A 26,636-nucleotide genomic window follows, 5' to 3' on the forward strand; every position below is an offset into this window, starting at 1 on the left:
GTTTCTCTCCTTTATGATAAGATTTAATCCGTTTGACTGAGTTTATTTAGTATTGATTTGGTTAAAGCGTGCAAGCTTAGCTGCTTTCTTGGTTAATTGCGACAAGATGGCCAATCGATTTTGACGAATATCTTGATCATCGGTCATTACCATAGTATTCTCAAAGAAAGCATCAATAACTGGACTAAGCGCAAAGAGTTGTTCTAATTGCTGACTTGCAGTCCCTGATAAAACGAGTGACTCTACTGCTTCCGCCAAGGCTTTCTCTTCTTCATTTTCAAAGAGAGCAGGATCAACTGTTTCATATCCTTCCGCTTTCTCAGCCAAGTTGAAAGCACGAGAGAGAGATTCAACAGACGGCTTGAAGTTTTCTTCCTTGCTTGCTTCTACAAGAGCACTTGCTGCTTCCAACATATCTGCCACGACAAAATTCGAACTTGCAAGGACTGCTTCCTTGATATCTTTTGGAGTAGAACCCATCATCTTATCAACACGAGCCTTGATAAAGTCCATGACCTCTGCCTTATTTTCATAAGTCAAGCTGTCAAATTTCAAACTGTAAAGGCTATCAATCAACTCATCCATAGCAATGTGCCAACCAAAGGCATCCAAGATACGTACCACACCTTGCGTCGCACGACGAAGGGCATAAGGGTCATTAGAACCTGATGGAATCAAACCTACTGAGAAGAAACTCAAAATCGTATCCAATTTGTCTGCAATGGCAAGCACTGCCCCCACCTTGCTCTCTGGAAGCTCTCCTTCGGCTGATGTAGGCATGTAGTGTTCACGAATGGCAGCTGCAACTGCTGGAGTTTCACCAGCAAGAAGAGCATATTTCTCACCCATAATTCCTTGAAGTTCATCAAACTCACCAACCATACCCGTCAACAAGTCAAACTTGTAAATGGCTGCTGCACGGGCTAGGTCAACCGTTTCATCCACTGACAAACCAGCTTTTTCTGCCAAGAGAATAGCAATCTGACCAGTACGAATCATGTGTTCACGAAGGGAACCAATCTTTTCGTGGAAGGTCACATGGTTCAATTTTTCAACAAGGTCAGAAATAATCAATTTTTGGTCTTCACGCCAGAAGAATTCCCCATCCTCCAAGCGGGCTACCAAGACTTTTTCATTTCCTTTGATAACATTTTCCAAATGCTCTGCGTTTCCGTTACGAACAGAAATAAAGTTTGGCAAGAGTTTACCGTCTTGATCACGAACAACGAAGTAGCGTTGGTGTTCCTTCATCGAAGTCACCAAGACTTCTTCTGGAACGTCAAGGTATTTGGCGTCAAAACTTCCCATGAAGGCAGTTGGGTATTCAACCAAGTTCAAGACTTCGTTCAGCAAGTCAGCATCAATTTCGATACGTACACCATGTTTTGCCTCAATTTCCTTGATTTGATCAACAATCATTTGTTCACGTTCACGAGGATCTGCGATTACAAACTGTTCACGAAGGTCTTCTTCGTAGCTCAAAGCTGACTGAATCTTAGTTTCTTGTCCCAAGAAACGATGACCACGACTCACACGATCTCCCTTGATATCAAGGAAATCCAAGTCAAATTCTTCTTCATCTAAAAGAACAGTCAAAGTATGTACAGGGCGGATGTATTCAAAGGTGTTGTTAGCCCAGTGCATGCTGACAGGGAATGTCAGTGACTTCAAGACGTCTACTACACCTGGAACTATGGTTTCAACTGCTTGACCCACTTCTTCCTTGGTAACATAGACATATTCTTCACCCTTGATTTCACGGAATTCAATATCTTCAACCGTTAAGCCTTTCCCACGGACAAATCCTTGGGCTGCTTTGGTGAAGTTTCCATCATTATCCAAGGCAATTTTTTTCGCTGGACCTTTGAAATCTTCTGTCAAATCAGACTGTTTGTCTGCAAGACCAGTCACACGAACAGCCAAACGGCGTGGTGTTGAGAAGGTTTGAATGGCTTCAAAGGAAAGGCGATTTTCTTTGAGAAAGGCTGCCATTTTTTCACCTAGTTGTTTTTCACTTGGAGTTACTACGTAGGCTGGTAACTCTTCAAGACCGAGTTCTACTAATAAGTTTTTTGTCATGTTTTTTCTCCGAAAAGTATCTTTTTATTTTCCAGTTTGCCTTATGTGATTGGCACGCAAGCAACCAACTTCGTCGTTTCATTGCTAAAATTGGAGCCAAAAGTCTCCAATTTTGCCTAGTATCCTTAGCACCACTAAGGATACCTTCATCACTGTGGCAACTGGCTCAAGGCTCACTCTGTTCGCCCGTTTTCGTAAACGATCACTCTCTTTATTCTGCGTCTTCTGCTAAGAGTTTAGCTCGCGTTGCTTCATCCAAAAGTGGGTAACCTAGGCGTTTGCGTTCTGCGACAAATGTTTTAGCTACGACACGGGCCAGGTTACGGATACGGGCGATATAACCTGCTCGCTCCGTTACAGATACAGCCCCACGTGCATCAAGTAGGTTAAAGGTGTGTGAACATTTGAGAACATAGTCATAGGCAGGGTGAACCAAGCCTTCTTCCAAGGCACGACCAGCCTCTTTTTCAAACTTATCAAAGTTTTCCAGCAACATTTCTTGGTCCGAAATTTCAAATGAATATTTTGAATGCTCGTACTCAGGCTGGATGAAGATTTCTCCGTATTTTACACCATCTGCCCACTCGATATCATAGACAGAGTCAACCTCTTGGATGTAAGAAGCTAAACGCTCCAAGCCATAGGTAACTTCCGCAGTCACAGGGCCAGTTGCCAATCCACCAACTTGTTGGAAATAAGTGAACTGAGTGATTTCCATCCCATCAAGCCAAACTTCCCATCCAAGACCAGCTGAACCAGTTGAAGGATTTTCCCAGTTGTCCTCAACGAAACGGATATCGTGTTCCAAAGGATTGATACCCAATTTTTCCAAAGACTCAAGGTAAAGTTCTTGGATGTTTGATGGAGAAGGCTTCATAACTACTTGGAATTGGTGGTGTTGGTAAAGACGGTTAGGGTTTTCTCCGTAACGACCGTCAGCAGGACGACGTGATGGCTCCACATAAGCCGCATTCCATGGCTCAGGCCCAATAGCACGAAGGAAAGTGTAAGGACTCATCGTCCCCGCACCTTTTTCATTATCATAAGCCTGCATAAGCATACAACCTTGGTCATTCCAAAATTGTTGCAAAGTAAGGATGATTTCCTGGAAAGTCAATTTTTTAGACATTATTTACTCCTTTTTTTATAAATTACTTGCGACACGAGTCTGCCTCGTCGATCATACGAGGCAAGACGAGTTAGTACTGCGTCTAGCTCACTGAGCGTGGGGCAGCCCGACTGTAAGGAGGTCTCTGCTACTGACGCAGTGAAATGTTAATTTCTTAGACATTGAATACTCCTTTAGTTTATATTATCTTTTTAAATTTATTTATCAAGCAACCAAGAAAAAGCTGGGTCCTGAAAAATATGACGTTTAGGAACAGTTTGTAAATTCTGATTGCATTCATCTACTGTACCCAATTTCAAAGCACAAACTTCTGGTACATCTTCTTGAATAGTGAAAATTTGACTATGACAGTTCTGACAGTAATAGCGTTGTTTCCCTGGAGATGAACTATAAGTAACCAAATTCTCTTCTCCATACAATATCAGATTTTTACTGCTAACTTTGGCATTAACTGTATAGGCAGACGCAGTTGCTTTCCGACAGAATGAGCAATGACAAAAAACTAATTCCGACAATTCCTCATCTAAAGTGTAGGTGACTGCTTTACATAAACAAGATCCTTTAAGCATTATGCTCCTTTCTACTTAGGTATTAGACGAAATTCAAAAAGAACCGAATTTCAACACCCAAGCCTTGCGACTAGGGGCGTCAGAAACGCGGTTCCACCCTAATTTATTACTTCATTGTTTTTAAAAATACGACAGAAAGCGCCAGTTTCTTACCTTGTTCTACTTGGCTCCCACTGTCCCAAACTCGCTTAAAGAACGCCATAAGACTTTCTTTCCTATTGAATATTATATCAGAAAGGGATAAAATTTACAATTCTTTTTCTTACTTTTTAAAAATCCATCTCATCCACACGAGGTGCGCCAGAAATCACTGAGATAGTCTTTAGGACCTCTCGCTCTTCTTTGCTAAGTTCAATCCCAAAACAGTCAAGATTGCTCTGGATGCGAGAAGCTGTTACTGACTTAGGTAACGGTAAAAACTCTTCTGCCAAGCTCCAAGCCAAGGCGATTTGGGCAACTGATTTTCCATGCTTATCAGCAATTTCTTGGACTTCTTTCTGTTCAAACAGCTCTCCTTGCCCAAATGGTCCCCAAGCCTCTAAGAGAATTCCTTTCTCTCTACAGTAGGCAACTACTTCCTCTTGATAAACCCCTGGCGCTAAGCGCACCTGGTTAACCGCTGGAATGACTCTTGCTGTCTCAAGCAAAGCATCCAGATGATGAGGGAGAAAATTACTAACTCCGACAGCACGGATTTTGCCCTCTTGGTAAAGGTCCTCCATCGCTCTCCATACTTCATCATTACGGATTTTCCATTCGTCATTTTCTCTTAGTGGTTTTGGATTTGGCCAATGGATAAGGTACAAATCTAGATAATCCAATCCCAGTTTTTCCATTGATTCTTCAAATGCTTGGCAAGCTTCATCATAGCTGTGATTGGTGTTCCAAAGTTTGGTTGTTACAAAGATTTCTTGACGTGAAATACCGCTATCTCGTATAGCACGGCCAACGCTCTCCTCATTTTGATAGATAGCCGCAGTATCGATATGACGATAACCAGCCTTTAAAGCTTCTAAAACGGCTTGGTAGGCCACCTCTCCATTTTCAGCTTTCCATGTTCCAAATCCTAGAACAGGAATTGAAACTCCATTATTTAGCGTATATGATTTCATATTTTTTCCTTTCTATGTGAAGAAAATCTAAAGGAACAAAGTTCTGATTATCAGCATACTTGCTCCTTTAGATTTTAACAATTATTGATCACGATCGTAATACATTTCGTGAGCTTTCAAGCGAGAATTAAGCATTTCCGGAACAGTCACAAATGTATAACCTTGCTCTTTCAGATATTCTATAATCTTTGGAAGAGCATTAACTGTAGCGCCATGAATATCATGCATAAGAACAATCGATCCATTACGAACTTGATGCTGAATCTCTGTTAAAATAGCAGTTTCATTCTTACTCTTCCAGTCCAAACTATCTACATTCCACATGATAAAACTCAAATCCAGACTATTACGAATATCATCTGTAATCGCTCCGTAAGGGGGGCGCATAAGTTTAGAACTTGAACCTAAAACCTTGGTCAAGGCATCTTCCGTATCCGTGATTTGTTTTTTAGCATCTTCAAGAGTCAACTTTGAAAGAACGGGATGATCCCAGCTATGATTTCCCACAACATGTCCTTCTGATTTCATTCGTTTCAGAAGATCTTCATTGCCAGCAATGTTTTTACCAAGTACAAAGAAGGTCGCCTTTACATTGTACTTAGCTAATGTATCCAAAGCTTGTGTAGTTGTAGATGAATTTGGACCATCATCAAAAGTCAAGGCTACAACTTTTTTATTTTTCTGAGCAAAGTAAGCCTGGTAAAGTTCAGCATCTTTCTCAAGCAGATAGGATGACTCAATAACGTCAAAGAAACTGGATATTGGTAAAGCAATTTCCTCCAGAGTCTCCACTTGGTCAGCAGGATAAAGGAGGATTTGACTATCTTTATAGTCAAAGCTCCAAGATGCCAATTCTTGGTCTGTGAAGGTTTTTAGCACCTGATCAATTTTTGTCTGGTCAAGTTTCTTATCTTCTAGGGTTGATTTGATTTGGCTCAGTAAGAGTTCCTTAGCCTTGCTTGCATCTTTGAAGAGTTTGCTGAGGTCAAAGTCTTTCCCATCTTCAGTCAAGAAAATTTTCCCTAAAGAAGTCTTTTCCTTTTCTTCAACCTTTGCTGCAGACAAATCATAAACTTGCTTACTGATATTACGAGTAAGAACTCCCTTTAAAACAGGATCCAATTGCTCGGTATAATAAAAGACCAAATCTTCTTTATCTTCCAGCTTTTCTTTGATATCCTGGTTGATCTTTTCTCTAACAGACGCAATGACTTCCTCTCCTTGAAGAGGGTAGTAGACAATCACTTCGGCTTGATCTTTTCGGAAATGGTCTTTCTGACTACCTGCTTTGAATTGTTGATCTTTTTCACTTTTTAGCGCTTCAATTTTTTGTTCATAGGATTGCTTTTGTAGCAGCTTATAACCAATAGTACCACCTAGGCAGATCATAGCAAGACCTAAGATTCCAACAAGGGAAAGCAATCTACTTCTCTTTTTATCGTGGGAAACACGCTTCTCTCTATTTTTCTTCATACCTCCATCATATCAAATCAGAACTATAATTTCAATGATAAATCGATATTCTTCTATTTTTGAAAGAAATAATAAAAAGCCTAGATGATCTAAGCTTTTCGGGTATTAGAAGCGAATCGCTTCACGTGTTTTTTCATAAGAAGAAACAAAGCGATTTGTGACTCCTGGTTCTGCAACTTCCAAGGCCTGAGAAATCTTCTCAAATGATGCCTTGTAGTCAAATTCTTTTTCAAAAATTTCAAGCGCTTCATTGAAAGCTTGCTGGATACGCTCATCAAATGAACGGTAACGATTTGAATACTGCAAGAGTTGCTCCGTCAAGGTCGCATATTGAACAATATTGTAGGTTTCTGTTTCAAGAGCCTCCATGTCATGGGTCGCAATTTCAAGAATTCGTTTAACGGATTCAATATTAACTTGTGCTTGCTCTAACTCTGCCATCAAATCCTCTGTATTGTGGCTTGCAGTGAAGAAAAGTTTCAAGAAACTTTGAGGAATACCCGGCAAGTTTCTCTTTTCCATATACCGTTTAATGGTATGCAAACGATTCACATAAACATTGGCTTTCTGACGAGCATTGATGTCGTCTTTTTCGATTTGAGCCAGGCGTTCACTAACAGAAACTTGTTCGTCTTCAATGTCTTTTAGATTACTTTGAAGTGAATTAAACTGCTCCTCTAAAATAGAGTAAGCTTGAGTTGGCTCACCCTGATCTTCAGTTGCCTCTGTGATCGCTGTATCAAGCCCTGACAATTCAGCTTGAAGACGGCGGACATGGTTCCCATCACTTTCTGGGAGAAGATAGGTTTTATTCAAGCGTTCAAGGTCTTGAACTAAAACCTGATTATTTTCTTTCAAGTGATTGAGGTAGGTTGGAAGCGTTGAAAGGAGACTTTCAACAACTTTTTGGGCAGCAATTTCGCGAGTAAAGATATCGTAGAGCGCATTAATCTCTTCTTGGATTTGTGTATTTTCATACTCTGCATTATCCAATTCCAACTGGCGGATGTTTTCTTGATTATTTTTCAAGGATTCATGTAAAAGTTGGAAGCGTGACTCGATGTCCGTTTCAGTGAAGTGATAATTAGCATCCAAGAGTTTACGGTAGCCTTCCTCCAAATCTTCCAATTGTTCTGGAAGTTCTGTTGACAAAGTCTTCACGAGAGATGGAACACGATCAACGATATGTGTCAAAGCGAGAATATGATTTTCAGTTGAATCAAGAATTGCTGCAGCTTCAACTGGGTCACCTGAAGAGTTCAAGGTTACAAATTGAGAGAACTCTGACTGGATATTTTCCAATTGTTTCTCAATTTCAGGAAGGGCTTTACCATACTGTTCTGAATTTTCTGCTACGGTATGTTGCAGATTTTCAAATAAGTCCAAAGCATGCAGAACACGTCCGCTATTCTTAGACTCTTGTTTTTCAAGCTCTGAAAGCGCATTACGAATCGCCGCAATGTCTTCTTCAATTAAATCAATTTGACTTTCGATTTGATCGATTTGGTGAGTCGCTTTGAAAAAGCGAAAAGAATTATTATAGCCTTCAGCCTCAAACAGGTTATTTTCAATATCAGCAAATGAGTTAAGGGATAAATCAACCCATTTTTGGTTCCATTCACGGAAGGTCACCTGACTTTGACCAATCAAATGCATGTTTTTAACCGCTTCAACCTCATCATTTACAGGAAGGTTGTAGAGTTCTTCTTTTCTTTCCTCGAGGGCCGTCAATCTACTTACATTACGCTTACGTAGGAAGATTGCCGCTACATAAGCTAGAATCAAAATGACTGCAATCGCAACCATTAGATAAATTAGTTGTCCATTAGACATATCAAACTCCTTTTATACTAGAAACAATCGTATTGATTATATCATATTTTTTAGGTCATGGGAACTATTTCCCACATTTTTTAGACGTCAAGGGTACTGTAAACGGCATTTTCTTCGATAAATTCACGGCGAGGTTCAACTCGGTCCCCCATCAACATATCAAAGATCTTATCTGCTTCGGCAGCATCATCTACCGAAACACGCGCCATCAAGCGATGTTCTGGATCCATGGTTGTTTCCCACAATTGGTGGTCATCCATTTCTCCCAAACCTTTATAACGTTGGATGGTTGGTTTTGAACGCCCTTCACTGTGACGTGCTAAGGCTTCTTGGAGTTTAATTTCTTGATCTGCACCAGGCTGGATGTATTCTTTTATTTCGCTTCCAACTTTAACCCCGTAGATTGGTGGTTGAGCAATGTAGACATATCCAGCTTCTAGAATTGGTTTCATGTAGCGGTAAATCAGGGTCAAAAGGAGGGTTCGAATATGAGCACCATCAACATCGGCATCGGTCATCAAAACAAGTTTTTGGTAACGAGCCTTAGTGACATCGAATTCTGCACCAAATCCTGTTCCCATAGCCGTGAAAAGACTTCGAATTTCTTCGTTGGCCAGAATTTTATCCATGCTAGCTTTTTCAACGTTCAAAATCTTACCGCGAATTGGAAGAATTGCCTGAAATTCACGGTTACGACCAGATTTGGCTGAGCCACCAGCTGAGTCTCCTTCGACGATGAAGAGTTCTGTTTCCGCAGGGTTATTTGAAGAACAATCCGCTAGTTTTCCTGGCAGATTGGAAATTTCCAAGCCGGATTTCTTACGAGTGACTTCACGCGCACGCTTGGCAGCCACACGAGCCTTGGCAGCCAAAATCCCTTTTTCCACGATGCGCTTGGCAATCTGTGGATTTTCCATGAGAAAATCAGAGAAGGCATCGCTGAAGAGGCGATTGGTGATCTTAACCACTTCACTATTGCCCAGCTTGGTCTTGGTTTGTCCTTCAAACTGTGGATTTGGATGTTTGACAGAGATAACTGCAGTCAAACCTTCACGGACATCTTCCCCTGTTAGGTTATCTTCATTGTCTTTTAGCAATTTATTTTTGCGGGCATAATCATTGATAACACGCGTCAGTGCTGTACGAAAACCTTGCTCATGCGTTCCACCTTCATGGGTGTGAATATTATTGGCGAAACTCATGACATTTTCGTGGTAACCGGTTGTGTACTGCATGGCTACTTCAACAGTAATGTCTTCCATTTCACCATCTGTATAGATTGGTTTTTCAAAGATCACATCTTTATTCTCGTTGATATATTCAACGTAGCTAGCAATTCCACCTTCATAGTGATAATGCTTGGTTTGTTCGAGACCTTCACGCTTATCTGTGATGGAGATTCGAAGACCTCGGTTCAAAAAGGCTAGTTCTTGAATACGTTTATTCAATTTGTCAAAATCAAAGGTCGTTGTTTCTGTAAAAATCTCTGGATCTGGTGTGAAGTGAACTGTTGTTCCAGTTTTATCCGTATCTCCAACCACCTCAAGGTCAGCAACAACATGACCACGACGGTATTCTTGGTAATGAATCTTACCGTTTTTGTGAACATGAACATCTAGTTGCGTTGAGAGGGCATTTACTACGGAAGAGCCTACTCCATGGAGACCACCTGAAACCTTGTATCCGCCACCGCCGAATTTTCCTCCAGCGTGAAGGACTGTAAAGACGGTCTCAACAGCGGGACGTCCTGTCTTTTCCTGAATGTCAACAGGAATTCCACGGCCGTCGTCCACAACGGTGATGGAATTATCTGGCTCAATAAAGACTTGGATGTGACTTGCAAATCCAGCTAGGGCTTCGTCAATTGAGTTATCAACAATTTCCCAGACTAGGTGGTGAAGACCTTCTTTTGAAGTCGATCCAATATACATACCTGGACGCATACGAACGGCTTCCAGCCCCTCCAAAACTTGAATTTGACTGGCATCATAATCCTGTGCCTGTTGATTTTTGATTTCTTCTGTCATTTTTTCCCTTTTCTTACATGTCTATTGCTTGTCTCAATGTCGCAACGTTTTTAAAAAGATAGGCATCTAAGCCAGCAGCTTCACCTGCTTCTATATCAATATTTCTGTCACCAATGACCAAACCGGATGTAATATGATATTTATCACGTAAATAAATCATGGACTCAGGATCTGGTTTCCGTTTAAATCCAGAACTGGCAGTCACCACCTCGGTGAAGTAGTTGGCTATCTGGGTCTTGGCAAGAAGTTCTAGCACTTGGTCATTTCGATGAGAGACTAAGAAATGGCGTCCTCCTTTGTCCGAAATGTCTTTGAGTAATTCTGGAACTCCCTCAAACAAAACTGGATGTTCTAGCTCACGCGCTTCATTTTCTTTATAGTTCTCTAAAAAATCCTCGATATCTGGTGCAAACTTCTCGATGGCAAAAGCTGTCGAAACTTTCAAGGCTTCGTAAACACGGTCGTGTTCTTGCTCAATACCATATTGGGCCAAGGTTTCTACAAAGGCTGCTGTAGAAGTCTCATAATTATCCAATAGGGTACCACCTAAATCCCATATATAGTCGTGATATTTCATACCCTTCATTATACCATTTTTTTATGAAAAAAGCGATGATTTCCTAGATTTTTCCAAGCAAAAACGAGAGTTTAACCCTCGTTTTACTGTTGATTCTCAAAGACATCCCGATAGAGCATGCCGACTCGTAAACTTTCAGCATCTCCTCCCAACTGCTCTACCAACTCATAAGCAAAGGCAAGGGCAGTTGACGGTCCTCGGCTAGTTGTTAGATTGCCATCCACAACCACTGTTTCCTTTCGGTAAATTCCATCACTGATGTTCTCCTGAACACCGTCATAACAGGTGAAGCGCTTGTCTTTCAGGACACCTGCTTGATGGAGGGCGATTGGAGCTGCACAGATGGCAGCAATTTTCTTTCCTGCTTGGTCAAAGGCTTTAATCTCAGAAATGAGGGCTGGATTATCCCGTAGGTGAGCTGAGCCTGGCATGCCACCTGGAAGAACTACCAAGTCATAGTCGGACAAATCGCCATCAAAAACACGATCAGCTTTTACCTGAATGCCATGTGATCCTGTCACCTGCTCTTCAAATCCTACCATATCACAGGAAATGTTTGCTCGACGCAAGACATCGACTACTGTCAAGGCTTCGATTTCTTCAAAGCCTTTTGCTAAGATAACTGCTACTTTTGCCATAGTGGCCTCCTTATTTGATTTGTTTTAGAACGACTTTTTTTCGTTTGAATGGAACTTTTCCACTTTTCTCCTCCGCTAGGTTGGTCTGGTAACTCATAGACAAGAGGAGACCGACACCGATGAGGTTACTAATAATAGCGGAGCCCCCTTGAGAAATGAAAGGCAGAGGAATCCCTGTCAAAGGAAGTAAGCCTGTCACGGCACCGATATTTTCAAAGATATGGAAGAGCAACATCATGATAAAACCAGTCGAAATATAGGTGTAGAACTGGTTATTTGACCTGAGCGTAATCTTCAACATACGATAGATAAGAAGCAAATACAAAGCAATGACAAAGACTGAACCAATGAAGCCAAAGTCTTCAGCAATTACGGTGAAAATCATATCACTCTCACGTACTGGAATGAGGAGATTGGACACATTGAAACCTTGCCCAAACAAACCACCACTTCCAATAGCAATTTGCCCCTGCGCCTGTTGATAAGTCGTTGTTTGCGCGAAGTCAAAGGGATTGAGCCAAGCCAAAATACGGTTAATCTGGTATGTTGGCATCCCAATCTGATGCAAGAAGGCACGTCCATCCTTACTTATAAAGATGGCCATGAAGCCTGCAACTGCAGTCACTCCTGTCGCAAAAACAGGAATGATAATCTTCCACGAAACACCTGAAAGGAGGACCATGCCTGCAAAAATAGCTACGAAGACCAAGGCAGTCCCCAAGTCACTTTGTAGGGCTAGAAGGATCAAGACTGGGATGGTAAAGACAATCATCCAACCAATCAATAGGAAATCCAAGGGAATAGTCCGTCGCCATTCCTTGTGTTTTTGAGTGAATTGTACAATGACTCGAGCCAATATCAAGATGTAGGAAATCTTCATGAACTCAGATGGTTGAAAGAGCGTGGTTCCCCCGATAGACACCCAGTTTTTAGCACCCGTAGAAGCTACTAAACTCGGATTGTAAAAAACAAGGGGGAGAACCATCAAGGCCAAACCTAAGCCATAAAGATAGGGAGTCACCTTCCATAAAAACTCGGTATTGAAGAACATGACGACAAACCCAATGACAAGCCCTAAAGCAATCCAGGCGATTTGCTGACCTAGAATTGGAAGTACATTATTTGGATAGTCATGACTAACTGCTATATAGATAGCCACTACTCCAATCACCAGTAAACAAAACACTGGTAGAAGAAGACTATAGTCGACTCGAGAGTCGAAGGAACGTTTCATATTTTTTACCTTTTCTCTTTCTTGGATTTTTCTTTCATTCTATTGCGACGGGATTGGAGAAAATCAGCTACAGCAGGCTCTAGCTGATCTCTAGCAAGGACTCGAACAGTTCTTTCTTTTGACAAGGTTTGGGCGATTTGTTTGCCATAGCGCTTGCTGACAACACGGCTGTCTAAAAGCACAGCAACCGAACCTTGGTCAGGTCGTCTAACAGTACGTCCCAAGGCTTGTTTTAACCGAATGATAGCCATCGGTAACTGATAATCATAGAAGGGATTTTTTCCTTCTCGACGTAGTTCTTGGTTTAATTTTTTGGTTAACGGTTCTTGGGGATTTTGGAAAGGCAATCTCGGAATCACTTGGATCACGCAAGGATGGGTTGAAAAATCAACTCCTTCCCAGAAACTGCCTGTTCCAAGCAAGATCTGGCGTTCACCTTTTTCAAAACGTTTTTTCAGTTGGCTTGGTTCCCCATTTTTGTACTGAGCCAGATGCGGTTGGTCGAGCAAATCCGAAACTGCCAGCAACATCTCTTTTGAAGTAAACAAAACCAATAAGGCTTCTTGAAAGGCTTGTAACCTTCGGATAACAGAAGCCACTTCACTAGCATAGTCAAAAGGTGAAACTTCCGTCACAAGAGGAAAGTCATTGACTAGAAAGACTTCTTGTTGGGCCTGCTTTGCTAAATCAAGCTTAACAAGCGGAGCATCTGGAAATCCCAATAAATCTGCTAGGGAAACCCGATTGCTGATTTCAAGAGTGGCCGATACTCCTAGGAGTCTGCAATCTTCTGGCAATAGGTCTGCTAGTACAAAGCGGCCTTTTTTGCTTGAACAAATCAAGACATCCTTGCTAGACTTCTCAGTTGCAGCAAGCCAAAATTCACGGTCCGAGGTGAAAAAGTTTGCAATCTCTCTATACTCTGGGAGAGCTAGCTCCGAAAAATGCTGGCGCAACTGTTCGAGAGAATCCAACCACTTTCCATTCTTCAGACCTGACTGATAGTGCTCCATCAGGTAACGATATTCAAAGCCGATACTCTCAAGCAAGCGTTTCTGAACCAAATCTTCCTCTGTCTCCAAGGACTTTTCAATTTGGGTTACAAGTTCCTCAAGGCGATAAGCCTGCTGAGCCAGATTTTCGAGAGCTAGCAGTATTTTTTGAGCTTCATCCAATATCACCAAACGGTTGTCGACAAACTCCGGATTGTCTTCCAAACGAGTGACCAGATAGGCATGATTGGTTAAGAGAACGCGACTGGTCTTGGCCTTGTCCTGCCCTCGTTTCCAAAAATCCTCTGTAGCAAATAAACTTTTCTTTGAAAGCTTGCCATCGTGGACTAGTTCTGGCAGAAAATGCTGGTAGCGATAAAGTTGCCCGATTTCGTCCAAGTCACCTGTCTCTGTCTCTGTTAGCCAGATGAGCAGTTGCATTTTAAAGCGTGTGAAAAGGCGATTGGACTCAGATCGATGGAGAACTCTGTGAAAGGCGTCCAGTTTTAAATAATTTTGAGGACCCTTGAGACTATGAATCTCCAGATGGAAAACCTCTTTTAATCGCTGACCTTCTTCTTGCATGATTTGATTTTGAAGAATTTTGGTCGGAACACTCACTAGAATCCCTGCTTGACTCTCCAAGTTCAAAGCTGGGAGGAGATAACCATAAGTCTTGCCCAGTCCCGTTTGAGCTTGGATAAAGGAAGTCTGGTGCTCTTCCAATAATTGCTCAATCTTCTCCGCAAAATCCAGCTGTTGCGGACGGTCCTCCAAGCCCAATAAGGAAATGTTTTTAGCAAAATCTTTGGATAATTTGCGTGGGACTAAGGCTTGACTTTCCTTTCTCAGGAAAAGCCCATGTAGTTCTATCAATTCCGGAGAGGACAGGAGAGATTGTTGCTGATAGACCTCCTCAATCACCAGGTAGCTTTCGTAGAGAAGGTTATCTGCAAGATCTAACAAGCTTTCTAAGAGACCTTTAGGTAGCTCAAAGAGTTTTTGACGCATGTAAAGCAAGAGTTCAGCTGTTGCCTGAGCATCTGACAGGGCGGTATGGGCATGTTCCAGTTCAATCCCCAACTCTTGACAAAGGATACCTAGATTGTACTTTTCAAACTGAGGATATAGAACTTGGGCTAGCTCAACAGTATCCACACGAGGTGTACGCAATTCATAGCCTTCAAAAAAGAGAAATTCCGCAAGGAGGTTGGCGTCGAATTGTACATTGTGCGCAACAAAAACACCGTCCTTAACCAATTCAAAAATTTTTCCAGCCACCTGAGAAAACTCTGGCGCCGCAGCCAAACGCTGATCGGTCAGACCTGTTAATTCTTTGATATGAGAATCCAAGGGTTCGTGGGGATTGACATCAGTCGCATACTGATCGACAATTTCACCATTCTCAATCACCACAATGCCTACTTGAATAATTTTTGCCTTGCTTCCGGTGCTTGTCGCCTCTAAATCAACGACCACATACCGATCATTTCTCGCATTCATCATTAAAAATTATATCAAAAAAAGCATGATTTGACACCCCTCAACTTTGATAACAATCTCGCTTCACTTGTGAGTTTAATTAAAAATCAAGACCTTGAAAGCGAGAATTTCTCGTAAGTTCAGCAGTTGATTGCTGGTTCTGAGATATTTGAAAATCTTACCAGAAAAACAAATCAGCTGTGAAAACATAAAAAGGCAATTAAGATTTCAGTTGCCTTTTTGAGGTATTTTTTTCATTGTTTTCGGAATTTCACAGCTAATCTGACTTGGTAAAACCACATAATGTTCTTGAGCTAGTTCTTGCGCAATAGCTGAATGAAGGTGGGTTGCTACCACCACTCTCTCATAGAGACTGGCTTGGTGAAACTGGCCTGCAAAACCAGCAATCATCCCAGCCAAAGTATCTCCCATCCCACCAGTTGCTTGATAGGGGCCTCCAACCTGTAACTGGTAACAATCAGACTGACCCGCTTGCCAGATACGTGTTGCTGGACCTTTCTCGACAAGAATCATTCCTTGAGGAAAAGATGCAAGAGCTCTAGCAGTCATCTCTGTATTTTGATGTTCAAGAGCTGTGCCAGATAGTCTTTCCCATTCCTTTTGGTGGGGAGTTAGGATGACCTGACTAGAAGGAAATGGTAACTGTCCTTTTGCTAAGATGCCCAAAGCACCGCCATCTGCAATCAAAATCTGGTCTCTTCTAAGGCTGTCAAAGACTCGATTTACAAGTTCTTCTCCAAATGCATCCTCTCGTAAACCCGGACCCAGCAAGACAACTTCTGCCTTCTCTATCTGTTCCTTTAGTGATGCTTTATCCTTTATAGAAAAAGCCATAGCTTCAGGTAAATGGCTGTGCAGAGCTGGGATATTCTCCTTATCCGTGCCAACAGTCACCAAACCAGCCCCACTCTTAACAGCTGCAATGGCTGACATGATGATAGCTCCCCCATAAGGATAGGTTCCTCCCAGCAAGAGCAGACGCCCGTAATCTCCCTTATGACTGTGACGTGGCCGTTCTATAATGACTTTTTCTAATAAAGCTTGATCAATCACTTTCATCGTTTTTTCCTCAACTATCCTTTATCTGATTGTTTTAAAACAACTTGATAGACTTTCTTAGTCCACTCTTCTAAGTCTTCTCCATCATAGTCAAGATAATGCACTCTATCTTGTATTTTAGTTGGAATAATATTTTCAAATTGGCTCTTATTATGAGTTGGAATAATACAAATATACAACTCACTAAATAAATTCAATATGTCCTTAATTTTTGCAACATGGTAGCCATCAAAAATATAACCAGGAACTTTAATCAAATCTGTATAGATAAAATGAAAACTCACTCCAGGAATAAACTTTTCTTGTAATTCTTTATCTGAAGGAGCTCGACCTAATAAACGCTCCATCGCTAATCGATAACCAGAACTTGTATTTGACCACCCTAACATGACATAGTCAAAATAATCTATCGGATCCGATGCAGCATTTCTACTATCCAAAACCAACTCTTCAGCATCTCGCCCAAAGGCGTTCACAGCAGATAAGAGCTGACCTGTTTTAAAGATAGAAATCGCTGCATCTATAGTCGTAGTATGACTACAGTAGTCCGAAGTCACTAACCTCTTATGTAGATCATAAGTCAAGGCTACTCTTTTATCTGTAGGGGTAAATGGTGGCAGAAAGGGATGCTGACAGATGTAATCTAAAATTTCTTCTTTTAAACAAGAATCAGCACACTCAATACTTGTTTGACGTTTATGAAGTTTTTCGTAAGCTATAAATTTAGCAATTTTTTCTAATTCCCACTCTTGAATATTTGGATAATCAATTAGTGCTAAGTAGTATATTCCATCCCATTGTAAACTATATTCCCCATTATAAATTTTTAAAATCATCTAATCACCTCACTCCATTATACAACAAAAAGGTACACACCTTGCAATTTGGATTACTATTTTTCTGTCTAACTTTTGGGGTACAATTCACCTCTCTTGCTTACACCTATATAAAACTGGAGAAGACCATGATTGTCTTCTCCAGTTTTTAGATGCCATCAACTTACAATAGTTGAAAAAGAAACCAATTTTTAATCATCGACTAATATCTACAAATAGGATGTCATTAGACGCTGAGACTAATCTTCTTTGAGTTTTGCAGTTAATAAAGCTGCTGACAAGGCCAAGGTAACACCTGCCAAGAAAACAGCTGTTTCTGACTGTTTTTCACCAGTTTCTGGCAATCTCTTGTCTTCCTTGGCAACTTGAACTGGTGTTTCTGGAGTCTGAGCTTTTTCTAACGAACTTAGTTTAAACTCTGGTTTTTCTACTGTCGGTGCTGGTTGATTACCTACTGTAGCTAGAATACCACGGTACTCTGGAAGTTTATGTTCTAGAGCCATTACAGCATTAACGCCACCCTTAAATTCAGGTTTCTCAACACTTGGTACTGCTTGATCTCCTACTGTGGCTAGAATTCCTGTGTATTCTGGAACTTCATTTACTGCTGCTTCTACAAGGTTAGCACCGCCTTTGAATTCTGGAACATCGTTCACTGCTGCTTCTACAAAGTTAGCACCGCCTTTGAATTCTGGAACATCGTTCACTGTTGCTTCTACAAAGTTAGCACCTCCTTTGAATTCTGGAACTTCATTGACTGGAGCAGGCTCCTCGCCTTTACTACTTGAAATAGATGCTTTCACTCCTACTTCAACAATGCGATCCTGAGCCTTTCTTTCTTCAGAATGAACAAGACTTCTAGTAGTACCCAAAACTTGAATATAGTCAACTTTTTCTCCATCTTGTCCTTCAGAAACGATACGACGTTGACCTTGAGCAAGTTCAGGGTTTTCACGAATAACTTCTTTAAACGGAAGCGGAGTCTTTTCAATTTCCAAACTTGGAGTTTCTACTACTAAGTTCTTAACGCCTTCTGTTGGTGTTGTTTGGAAGGTAGACTTAAAGTGTAAACGATATTCTTTCACCAGATTTCCATCTTTGGAAACAAGACGAACCAGTGTTGGAAGATTGGCATTTCCAGAATCCACAACTGTAACTACTCCATGTCCACTAGTTGTTGCAGTGACTTTTGGTTTTGAACCCATTGTTGTTAGAGTGTAATCTGTCACATTTGGATCAAAGTTTTCCAATGCTTTTCCGTCGATCGAAATAGTCGCTGATGGTGTTTCCACTTCTGCTCCCTTGCCTGCAGAGTAGGCTGTAAATTCTACAAGTGCAAGACCATTGGTAGTAGCCTTACGAGTCATGCGAGCACGAATTGCTGTCGTTTGAACCGGATCAAAATTAAACTCGATTGGTTTACCAGCTACTAATTCTCCAGAAGCTTTGTAAGGAATAGGTGCCCAATTTTCTGCCTTGTTGAATGGATGGTCAGCATTTTCTTCATAACGAGAAATCGTACTTGGTTCTGTAAAGGCAGGGCCAATATATCTTTCTAGAACCATTTTCTCTGGGGCATCTGTTCCACTATCTTTAAAGAACTGAATAGCTACTTTTCCAATAGATTGGGTGGCAATTTTACCGTCCTTCTTAAAGAGTAGTCCGACAGAAGTTTCTTCATTTTTCGGAGTACGAGACCAGTTTGTCCAACGTCCATCTTCATTGTATTTTCCATCATTGATATAGAAAATTCGATCATGTGAAGCTGCTTGTGTATCGTTCGTTGTCGAAGCAAAGGCTTTAGAATCCGTTTCATTGTTGCTTGGATTTTCTGAAATGACTTGATTTCCTTTAGAAACAACTGTCACCTGCATTTTAGTCGTTAGATTTGTACCAATGACATGACCGGTAATTTCAAATGTTCCCTCATGCTCTGTTGCATGTTCAGGAATAGCATCCCATTTCACTGCCAGTTTATCTGTAGTCCAAGTAGTTGAAGTTGGGTAATAAACAGTGACTTCTGAAGGAAGTTGAAGAGCATCTCCAACATTCAAGATTTTAGCACTATTTTCTGCAGCAAGAGGTTGACTAGTTTCTCTCTCATCATTGCGGAAGATTCTATATTCTTTCAATACCGTACCATCTTCTGCTTTTAAGATGAGACGTGTTGCACCTTTTGGACTGGTTGCAGGAACAACTGTTACCAAACCATTATTGCTAGCTGTTGCAGTGATTTCTTTGCTAGATTGAGGAATATAGTAATCGGTCTTAGATGGATTAAAGTGTTCAAGATCCTTGCCATCTACCTTGATAGAAATCTCTGAACTTGTAGAGCTTACTACCTTGTTTCCAAGGACAGTTAGCTCTGTCAGACCAACACCTGAAGTTCCATCAGCCTTCTTCATACGAATACGAACAGCATAGGTTTCTACCTTGTCAAATGTGAAGTGATTTGTTTGAGTTGCAGATAGCTGACTTGGAGCATGTAAGTTTTCAACTGCTTTCCAATTGTCTGGATTATTAAATGGATGATTGCTAGCTCGTTGCGCATGACTGACATCACTTGGTAAATCAGGAATTTCTTTACCTACATAATATTCAACTACATATTCTTTTGGAAGACCAATTGCTCCATCAGTATAGAAATCAACCGACAAATTGTTGACAAAACGTTTCGTCAAGTCTCCTGAATTACCAAATAAGATAGAAGCCCAGTCATTATCAGTATTTGTTCTCCAAGTCGTCCATCTATTTTTAGCATCTGATGGCGTTCTTGATACAGTCAAGTCGTTCAAGGTATTGGCTGAATCATCTCCACCTGTATTGGATACAATGGCAGCTGGTAATTGTGAACCTGTCCATTGTTTAGAGATATTATTTCCAGCAACCACTTGACTAGACACTCGAACATGAGCTTTAGTTGTCAGATTGCTACCTACTAAACGACCATTGATTTCATAGACCCCTTCAGTTTGACTAAAGTTAGCTGGAACCTGATCCCAAACAACATCTTTGTAGATAGTTGTTCCGTTAGAATGGTAAGCCCGGACATTGGCTGGCAATTGAACCGTCTCACCCTTAGGTACTGTGAGGCTGATTTCCTCTGCAACTTGCAATCCTTCAACCGTTACAGTCGCTTGTGCTTCGATATCTGTACCTTCCACATGTCCTTTAAGCGTAAAGCTATGATAGTGCCCCAACTCTTTTTCATCTACCTTATCCCAAGTTACAGATACTTTGCGTGGTAAGCCCTTATCAAATTCTGCTCCAACTTCTTTAGGTAGATTCGGTTGCTGATTGATGTCTGTAGAAACAGATACAGGATGCAGTTTCACAATCTTCTTGTTAACTTTATTTTCTTTAATCACTACTTCAGTAGTTACAGATTCTGTTTTCTCTGTTTGATTATCGATTCGAGGTGTCAAAGTCACTCTTCCCTTAGTATAGAGCAATAGATTCTGACCATTCACCTCAAGATGTCCCCCATCAGATGATTTAGCTTCTAAGTGAATATCTGAAGCCGAAAATTCTGTTTGTGAACCATCCTCATAACGACCAATGACGTGATAAGTTAATACTTGATCTTCAGTGGCAGTTTCTTTTCCTTCTACAACCACTTCCAAACGTTTCAAAGCAGGAGCTTCCTTCACAAACTGAATTAAGTAAGTTTGAACCAAATCACCCTTTTGGTCACTCAAGAAGAGAGAAGCCTGATAACCATTATCAGCAGAAGCTTGCTGAACAGTTACTTGATATCCGGTAGTCTGAGCTCCAACACTTGGAATTGTTCCAGTGTAAGGAAGAGATACACGGTAATAGGTCTTGCCAGACTCAAAATTCTCAAGAGCTTTATCCCCAACAGTAAGTCCTGTAATGCTACTTGTTGTTTCCTTACTACTTGCGATAAAGGTTGCAGTCACTTCACGGTCGTCATCTACCAATTTACCAGTAGCCTCCGTACGTCCACCTTCCTTGTTCAAAACAGCAGGGTCTTTCAAGGTCCAAGAAACAACATCAGTATCAATCAAGCTACCATCTGTCAGAACAGCAGTGACCGTTTTATCCAAATCAGCCGCATTCGTTCCAACTGGGACTGTAGCAACTTTTGGTAACCATCTATCTAAAGCAATCACTTTAACAAGTGCCTCAGCTGGGGTTTCCAAACCTTCCACTCGTCCAGAGACTTTCTTTTCACCTGCACTTGTAAGCAAGTCTGATGGCACGTCCCATGTTACAGTCTTTTCCTCAACACTACCATCGCTATAAATAGCTGTTACTGTTTGAGGCAATTCAGGATTTGTTGTCACGTCAGTTGTTGCTTTTACAGGAGCAAAGGCTACAAAGTGACGGTTTTCTTTCTTACCAGACACAGTTGCGACTGTTGCGCTATCAGAAGTTAAACCAGCAGAATCTGCATAAAGAGTAAATTTACCTTCTTTTTCTGTTGATTTTACAATGACAACCCCTTTACCATTGAAAGCACGTCTTTGCCATGTTCCATCTGCTTGAGCTTTGTAGCGTTCACGACTAGCTTGTTCTCCATTATCCACACCAACGATTTGTCCCTGACCATGAAGATTGAAATGAACAAGATTGTTAGCTGTTGGAACCACATTCCCATCACCATCAACAATTTCGTAATGGATGTAGGATAGGTCTTTTCCATCTGCAGTGATAACATGCTCTTCTTTAGTCAGACGAACTCTTGCTGGCTCCCCAGCAGTTGTCACACTATCACGCGCAATTTCATTCCCATTTTCATCTCGAGCAATCGCAGTCAGTGTACCTGGTTGGTATTTCACAAGCCACTCAAGATACAATTCACTTGGTTTAGCCCCCTCATGATATGGACGTCCATCTTCTGTCGTTTTCTTAGTAAATTCCTTTTTACCAAGTGACTCTCCATTTAAGAACAATTCGACGCTTGCAGCATTTGAGAAGGTACGAACCGGAACCTTTCCATCAACCAGCATCTTGCGTTCCTTAAGGGTCTCTTCAGTCCAGTTCCAATGTGGTAAAATGCGAACAGTTGGCTTTTCTTTAGCACTATACCATTCACTACGGTAAAGGTAGAAATCATTCTTTGGTAAACCAGCCGTATCGATGATACCAAAGTAAGAACTTTTTACAGGTGTATTATCTTGGTTATGCCATGGAGTTGGTTCACCGATATAGTCAATTCCTGTCCAGATAAATTGTCCAGCATAGCCAGCACGATCACGGTCAAAAGTCCATGATTCAGTAGCTGTTCTTCCCCATCCAACACGGTCATTACCATAGTCAGATTGTTCATAGTGACGATTTGGACGATTGTCATGTCCAAGGATTTGAGCAGGGTTATAATAAGAATCACGCGTTCTAGTAGCTGAAGAGGTTTCAGAACCATAAATGAGCCAGTCTGGATGAGCACTACGAACCGCATCATAAAAACGTTCACCATAGTTCATACCGACAGCATCCATGATTTCTGCGAGTTTCAAGAAATCACCTGTCGCTGCACGACTAAATTTATTTTCACCCATGGTGACATAACGTTCAGTATCAATCGCCTTGATAATAGCCTTCAGACGTTTAGCTGTCTCGATAGAACGAGGACTACCATTTGCCTCTTCCACCTCATTTCCAAGAGACCACATTACGATAGACGGATTGTTCTTATCACGTTCTACCATTGTTCTAAGATCAAAATCAGACCACTTCTCACCCTTCTTAGCTTCAGGATGAGTTGCATCTTGATCAAAGAACCGTCCATAGTCGTAAGTCTTCTTGCCACCATACCAAGTATCAAAAGCTTCCTCTTGAACCAAGAGACCTAAACTAGCTGCAGCATCAAGCAACTGAGGACTCGCTGGATTGTGGGTTGTTCGAATAGAGTTAACTCCCATATCTTTCAAGAGTTTTAATTTACGATAGGTAGCCTTATAATTCTCTTCTGCCCCCAAAGCTCCATTGTCATGGTGAATACTTACCCCGTGGAATTTCATACGTTCACCATTCAGAGAGAAACCTTCCTTCGCAGTCCAATTGAAATAACGGTAACCAAATGTATCTTCTGTTACATCAACTAGTTGACCTTCTTTATAAACCTTTGTTTTCAGCACATACAGTTGTGGATGATAACTTTTTGTCGTCCAAAGAGTTGGTTTATTAACTAGGATTGTTTGTCTGAAATCTGCAGTTTCATTTTCTGCTAAATTCTTCGTTTCAGAGCGGACTAATTCTGAAACAACCTTACCTTCCTTAGTAAAAATTTGTTGTTCCACAAAGACTTTAGTAGCCTTTTTATCCGTATTTTTAATCCTACTCTGAACCTGTGTTTCAACATTCCCTTCTTTTTGCTCAGCAAGTTTTGGTGTAGTGATATGATTACCATTTTCGGCAACATGAACTTTATCACGATAACTAAGGGTTACATCACGATAAATCCCACTTCCTGAATACCAGCGACTACTTGGTTGCTTATTGGTCACTTGAACAGTAATTGAATTTTCACTACCATCCTTGTTTAAAAATTCTGTGATATCATATGAAAAATGATTATAGCCGCTTGGATAATGTCCGACAAATTTACCATTTACATAGACTTTTGAATCCATGTAAACCCCATCAAAATTGATACGAACATCCTTATTCTTGTCAGCTTCATTTAATGTGAAAGTCTTACGATACCAAGCTGTTCCACCATTTAACTGGCCACCCTCATTACGCGCGGGAGATTTGTGATCAAAGTCAAAATAAATACTCCAATCATGAGGAAGATTCAATTTAGACCAATCATGAACATCCACATCTTTTTTTGAAAAATCTCCTTGGGCATTTAGTTTAAAATACCAATCTTTATTAAAATCTTGTTTTCGTTCCGATAATAGCTGTTTTTCCTTTTCAACTTCGGCTTTGTTTGACTCTCTAGACAGCACTTGCGATTTTTCAGAAGAAGATTTGATCTCTGTGTCTGCTTTCACTTGGTCCTTTTCAGAAGTTTTTTTAGAATTCTCTTTTACTTCTGTTCCAGCTTTTACTGCAGATTCAACAGGCTTTGGCTTTGCCTCTTCAGATTTCTGTTTGTCCTCAACCTTAGTTCCTTCTTCTACTTTATTTGGAGTTTCCACTTTAGGACTAGCCAATTCACGACTACCCTCATTAGCAGGTGTAGTAGGTTCTGTATCCTTAGCAACTTTATCTTCTGCAGATTCAGCTTTTGGTTTTACAAACTCACGCCCACCATTCTCATCAGCCTTTGCGATAGCAGCTGCCACATCATCGGGAAGCTTATCTAAAGGTTGAGCTTGATGAACAGTTGTTTCTTCTGTTTGAGCATTGGATGAAGCCAACTCCTCAGCTTGGACAGCAGAAATACCAAATATACTAGCCCCAATCATCACAGATGCCGCACCTATTGCAAATTTACGAATGCTATAATGACAACGTTTATCAAAAAGTCTTTTGTTCATTAAAATCCTCATTTCTTTTTCTTGATACAAAGTAAGCGTTTACTTTATTTTTAAAAATAACCTCCTTCTGAATACACAAACAAGTACCAAGTTTTATAATATATTTTATATATTAAATATATCAAAACACACCTTATATTGCAATTATTTTCCATCAATTTGACCTAATAAAATATTATACAAGAAAAGTTCATTTAAAAGGAATAGTTGCAATGAAAATAGCTTTCGGTTCTAGACTCTTTCTACTACAAATTGAATTCCATTAATATCTTTTTCAAACTTCAAATTTATAGTTTATAGACTGCATTACTCTACATAAAAAGAAGGCGAACCTCCTTCTACACTATTTTCCCTTAAATTCCGCAAAAGTCTGTAAGATTTTGGCTGCTACTGCTGGAGAAGGAGCTCCTTTTAGCTCTAACGTTTCATCTGCATATGGAGTAAGGCCAGCAAAGTCTCCTATCTGAACTGAATAAAGAGATGTCTTAAACAGTTCAATATCGTTTTGATCATTTCCAAAGGCGATGAAGTTTTCCCCACATAACGTTTCAACTGTTGTAGCCTTGTGAGTATCTAAGGGGTTGACATAAAGACACTTTTCATGCGCATGATAAGACAGATGAGCCTGCCCCAGTCTTTCTAACTGACCAAGCAGATCATCAAGCAAATCCTCATGGTCGCCCATATAAACGACTACCTTAATCGGAGTACCCAAGTCCTCGAGTTTCTGATGACGAGCTACCTTTAGGGGATCCACACTAGAGATAAATGGAATCTTCTCTACAATCTGACCACTAAAGTCAAAGCAATCATCTGCAAAGAAAGGGAGATTATAGGTCTGGCAATAATCCACTAGCGCCTGATAAACTCTAGCATCGAGATTCCTTTCATAGATAGCCTGTCCCAGATGGTAGGCTACGCCTCCATTCAAACCTATAACCAAGCGCTGACTGAGTTCAGGGCCTAATAAACCCAAGCAATCCCGATAAGAGCGGGCTGAGGCAAACACAACCTCATGCCCATAATCTTCAGCCTTTAAAAGAACCTGCTGAATCTCCTCATCTATGGTCATATAGTCGAAAGACAGAGTCCCATCTAGGTCAAATACGAATTTCATTTTCCTAATCCTTGTTCAGTGTTCGAAGCGCTGCCTGATAGGTTTGCTCCATCAGCATGGTAATGGTCATAGGACCAACTCCACCTGGGACAGGTGTGATGTGGCTAGCGAGTGGTGCAACGGCATCATAGTCAACATCTCCACAAAGCTTTCCATTTTCATCTCGGTTCATCCCAACGTCAATGACAACCGCTCCTGGTTTGACAAAGTCAGCAGTTACAAACTTAGCGCGACCGATTGCAACCACAAGAATATCTGCCTTAGCAGCAACCTTAGCAAGATGATGGGTGCGTGAGTGAGTCAAGGTCACAGTTGCATTTTTAGCCAAAAGAAGCTGAGCCATCGGTTTTCCAACGATATTTGAACGACCGATAACAACCGCATTTTTACCTTCCAGGTCAATCCCATACTCATGAAACATCTCCATAATTCCTGCAGGTGTCGAAGGAATCATAACTGGATGACCAGACCAGAGGCGTCCCATGTTTAGGGGATGGAAACCATCCACGTCTTTTTCCGGGTCAATGGCTAATAAAACTGCCTCTTCATCGATATGTTTGGGTAAAGGTAACTGAACCAAAATCCCATGCCAAGCTGAATCTTGATTGTATTTAGCAATCAAGTCCAACAATTCCGCTTGGGTAATGGTCTCTGGAACTCGCACAACTTCACTACGGAAGCCAGCAGCAAGAGCTGACCGTTCCTTGTTGCGAACGTAAACTTGACTGGCAGGATTGTCCCCCACCAAAATCACCACCAAGCCTGGAACTAGACCTGTTTCTTCTTTTAGTTTGGCAGTCTTTTCAGCCAACTGTCCTTGTAACTTAGCTGCAAGAGCCTTCCCATCAATAATCTGTGCCATTTTTCTTCTCTTTTCTATCAAATATCTTCTATTATATCAAAAAATACCTTGGCATTCTAACACTTCTTGACTAATAGACCTTATAGTTTGAAACTATAAGAAAAAGCTCTTATCAAGCTTTTAGTGCCTATTTATCTTAGGCAAG

At 41.0% G+C, this 26,636-nt stretch carries 16 protein-coding genes; all 16 read right to left on the reverse strand.

Annotation, left to right across the window (positions count from 1 at the left end):
* Positions 1-42 precede the first annotated feature (42 nt).
* Positions 43-2,079, reverse strand: a complete 2,037-nt coding sequence (gene glyS, locus D8804_RS03445) for a glycine--tRNA ligase subunit beta (RefSeq protein WP_125398836.1) — start codon at positions 2,077-2,079, stop codon at positions 43-45.
* Positions 2,080-2,290: 211 nt separating this feature from the next.
* Positions 2,291-3,208, reverse strand: coding sequence for a glycine--tRNA ligase subunit alpha (gene glyQ / locus D8804_RS03450; protein ID WP_000038733.1), 918 nt, complete (start codon positions 3,206-3,208; stop codon positions 2,291-2,293).
* A 197-nt stretch (positions 3,209-3,405) separates the two neighbouring features.
* Complete coding sequence (locus D8804_RS03455; RefSeq protein WP_125398837.1) at positions 3,406-3,777, reverse strand: GFA family protein; 372 nt, start codon at positions 3,775-3,777, stop codon at positions 3,406-3,408.
* A gap of 269 nt (positions 3,778-4,046) precedes the next feature.
* A complete protein-coding gene (locus D8804_RS03460) occupies positions 4,047-4,889 on the reverse strand; it encodes an aldo/keto reductase (protein ID WP_125398838.1) in 843 nt (280 codons plus the stop codon).
* Positions 4,890-4,970: 81 nt separating this feature from the next.
* Positions 4,971-6,362 carry a peptidoglycan-N-acetylglucosamine deacetylase PgdA gene (pgdA, locus tag D8804_RS03465; protein WP_125398839.1) on the reverse strand — a complete coding sequence of 464 codons (1,392 nt, stop codon included), beginning with the start codon at positions 6,360-6,362 and terminating at the stop codon, positions 4,971-4,973.
* A gap of 105 nt (positions 6,363-6,467) precedes the next feature.
* The gene (ezrA, locus tag D8804_RS03470) at positions 6,468-8,195 is read right to left on the reverse strand and encodes a septation ring formation regulator EzrA (protein ID WP_125398840.1); all 1,728 of its coding nucleotides are present in this window, start codon (positions 8,193-8,195) and stop codon (positions 6,468-6,470) included.
* An 80-nt stretch (positions 8,196-8,275) separates the two neighbouring features.
* Complete coding sequence (gene gyrB / locus D8804_RS03475; protein WP_125398841.1) at positions 8,276-10,222, reverse strand: DNA topoisomerase (ATP-hydrolyzing) subunit B; 1,947 nt, start codon at positions 10,220-10,222, stop codon at positions 8,276-8,278.
* A gap of 13 nt (positions 10,223-10,235) precedes the next feature.
* Positions 10,236-10,799, reverse strand: coding sequence for an HAD-IA family hydrolase (locus D8804_RS03480; protein ID WP_033585975.1), 564 nt, complete (start codon positions 10,797-10,799; stop codon positions 10,236-10,238).
* An 83-nt stretch (positions 10,800-10,882) separates the two neighbouring features.
* The gene (locus D8804_RS03485) at positions 10,883-11,437 is read right to left on the reverse strand and encodes a DJ-1 family glyoxalase III (RefSeq protein WP_125398842.1); all 555 of its coding nucleotides are present in this window, start codon (positions 11,435-11,437) and stop codon (positions 10,883-10,885) included.
* Between the two features lie 10 nt (positions 11,438-11,447).
* Positions 11,448-12,671 (reverse strand): FtsW/RodA/SpoVE family cell cycle protein, encoded by a 1,224-nt coding sequence (locus tag D8804_RS03490; RefSeq protein ID WP_125398843.1) that lies wholly within the window; start codon positions 12,669-12,671, stop codon positions 11,448-11,450.
* A gap of 5 nt (positions 12,672-12,676) precedes the next feature.
* The gene (locus D8804_RS03495; RefSeq protein WP_398575036.1) at positions 12,677-15,166 is read right to left on the reverse strand and encodes a bifunctional DnaQ family exonuclease/ATP-dependent helicase; all 2,490 of its coding nucleotides are present in this window, start codon (positions 15,164-15,166) and stop codon (positions 12,677-12,679) included.
* Positions 15,167-15,373: 207 nt separating this feature from the next.
* Entirely contained in the window at positions 15,374-16,225 is an 852-nt protein-coding gene (locus tag D8804_RS03500; protein ID WP_125398845.1) for an NAD(P)H-hydrate dehydratase, read from the reverse strand.
* A gap of 14 nt (positions 16,226-16,239) precedes the next feature.
* Complete coding sequence (locus tag D8804_RS03505) at positions 16,240-17,061, reverse strand: phosphate ABC transporter ATPase (protein ID WP_125398846.1); 822 nt, start codon at positions 17,059-17,061, stop codon at positions 16,240-16,242.
* Positions 17,062-17,300: 239 nt separating this feature from the next.
* Positions 17,301-24,512: an SIALI-17 repeat-containing surface protein gene (locus tag D8804_RS03510; RefSeq protein WP_125398847.1), complete on the reverse strand. Its 7,212-nt coding sequence runs from the start codon at positions 24,510-24,512 to the stop codon at positions 17,301-17,303.
* 343 nt (positions 24,513-24,855) lie between these two features.
* Complete coding sequence (locus tag D8804_RS03515) at positions 24,856-25,629, reverse strand: HAD hydrolase family protein (protein ID WP_125398848.1); 774 nt, start codon at positions 25,627-25,629, stop codon at positions 24,856-24,858.
* 4 nt (positions 25,630-25,633) lie between these two features.
* A complete protein-coding gene (locus D8804_RS03520; RefSeq protein ID WP_185758230.1) occupies positions 25,634-26,491 on the reverse strand; it encodes a bifunctional methylenetetrahydrofolate dehydrogenase/methenyltetrahydrofolate cyclohydrolase in 858 nt (285 codons plus the stop codon).
* Between the last annotated feature and the right edge of the window lie 145 nt (positions 26,492-26,636).

The sequence above is a fragment of the Streptococcus oralis genome (assembly GCF_003944215.1).
Lineage (GTDB): Bacteria > Bacillota > Bacilli > Lactobacillales > Streptococcaceae > Streptococcus > Streptococcus oralis_BI.

What these genes read in the sequence shown, in the direction of transcription:
- glyS (WP_125398836.1), bottom strand. Translation starts at nt 2,079, where the DNA reads ATGACAAAAAACTTATTAGTAGAACTCGGTCTTGAAGAGTTACCAGCC.
- glyQ (WP_000038733.1), bottom strand. Translation starts at nt 3,208, where the DNA reads ATGTCTAAAAAATTGACTTTCCAGGAAATCATCCTTACTTTGCAACAA.
- D8804_RS03455 (WP_125398837.1), bottom strand. Translation starts at nt 3,777, where the DNA reads ATGCTTAAAGGATCTTGTTTATGTAAAGCAGTCACCTACACTTTAGAT.
- D8804_RS03460 (WP_125398838.1), bottom strand. Translation starts at nt 4,889, where the DNA reads ATGAAATCATATACGCTAAATAATGGAGTTTCAATTCCTGTTCTAGGA.
- pgdA (WP_125398839.1), bottom strand. Translation starts at nt 6,362, where the DNA reads ATGAAGAAAAATAGAGAGAAGCGTGTTTCCCACGATAAAAAGAGAAGT.
- ezrA (WP_125398840.1), bottom strand. Translation starts at nt 8,195, where the DNA reads ATGTCTAATGGACAACTAATTTATCTAATGGTTGCGATTGCAGTCATT.
- gyrB (WP_125398841.1), bottom strand. Translation starts at nt 10,222, where the DNA reads ATGACAGAAGAAATCAAAAATCAACAGGCACAGGATTATGATGCCAGT.
- D8804_RS03480 (WP_033585975.1), bottom strand. Translation starts at nt 10,799, where the DNA reads ATGAAATATCACGACTATATATGGGATTTAGGTGGTACCCTATTGGAT.
- D8804_RS03485 (WP_125398842.1), bottom strand. Translation starts at nt 11,437, where the DNA reads ATGGCAAAAGTAGCAGTTATCTTAGCAAAAGGCTTTGAAGAAATCGAA.
- D8804_RS03490 (WP_125398843.1), bottom strand. Translation starts at nt 12,671, where the DNA reads ATGAAACGTTCCTTCGACTCTCGAGTCGACTATAGTCTTCTTCTACCA.
- D8804_RS03495 (WP_398575036.1), bottom strand. Translation starts at nt 15,166, where the DNA reads ATGAATGCGAGAAATGATCGGTATGTGGTCGTTGATTTAGAGGCGACA.
- D8804_RS03500 (WP_125398845.1), bottom strand. Translation starts at nt 16,225, where the DNA reads ATGAAAGTGATTGATCAAGCTTTATTAGAAAAAGTCATTATAGAACGG.
- D8804_RS03505 (WP_125398846.1), bottom strand. Translation starts at nt 17,061, where the DNA reads ATGATTTTAAAAATTTATAATGGGGAATATAGTTTACAATGGGATGGA.
- D8804_RS03510 (WP_125398847.1), bottom strand. Translation starts at nt 24,512, where the DNA reads ATGAACAAAAGACTTTTTGATAAACGTTGTCATTATAGCATTCGTAAA.
- D8804_RS03515 (WP_125398848.1), bottom strand. Translation starts at nt 25,629, where the DNA reads ATGAAATTCGTATTTGACCTAGATGGGACTCTGTCTTTCGACTATATG.
- D8804_RS03520 (WP_185758230.1), bottom strand. Translation starts at nt 26,491, where the DNA reads ATGGCACAGATTATTGATGGGAAGGCTCTTGCAGCTAAGTTACAAGGA.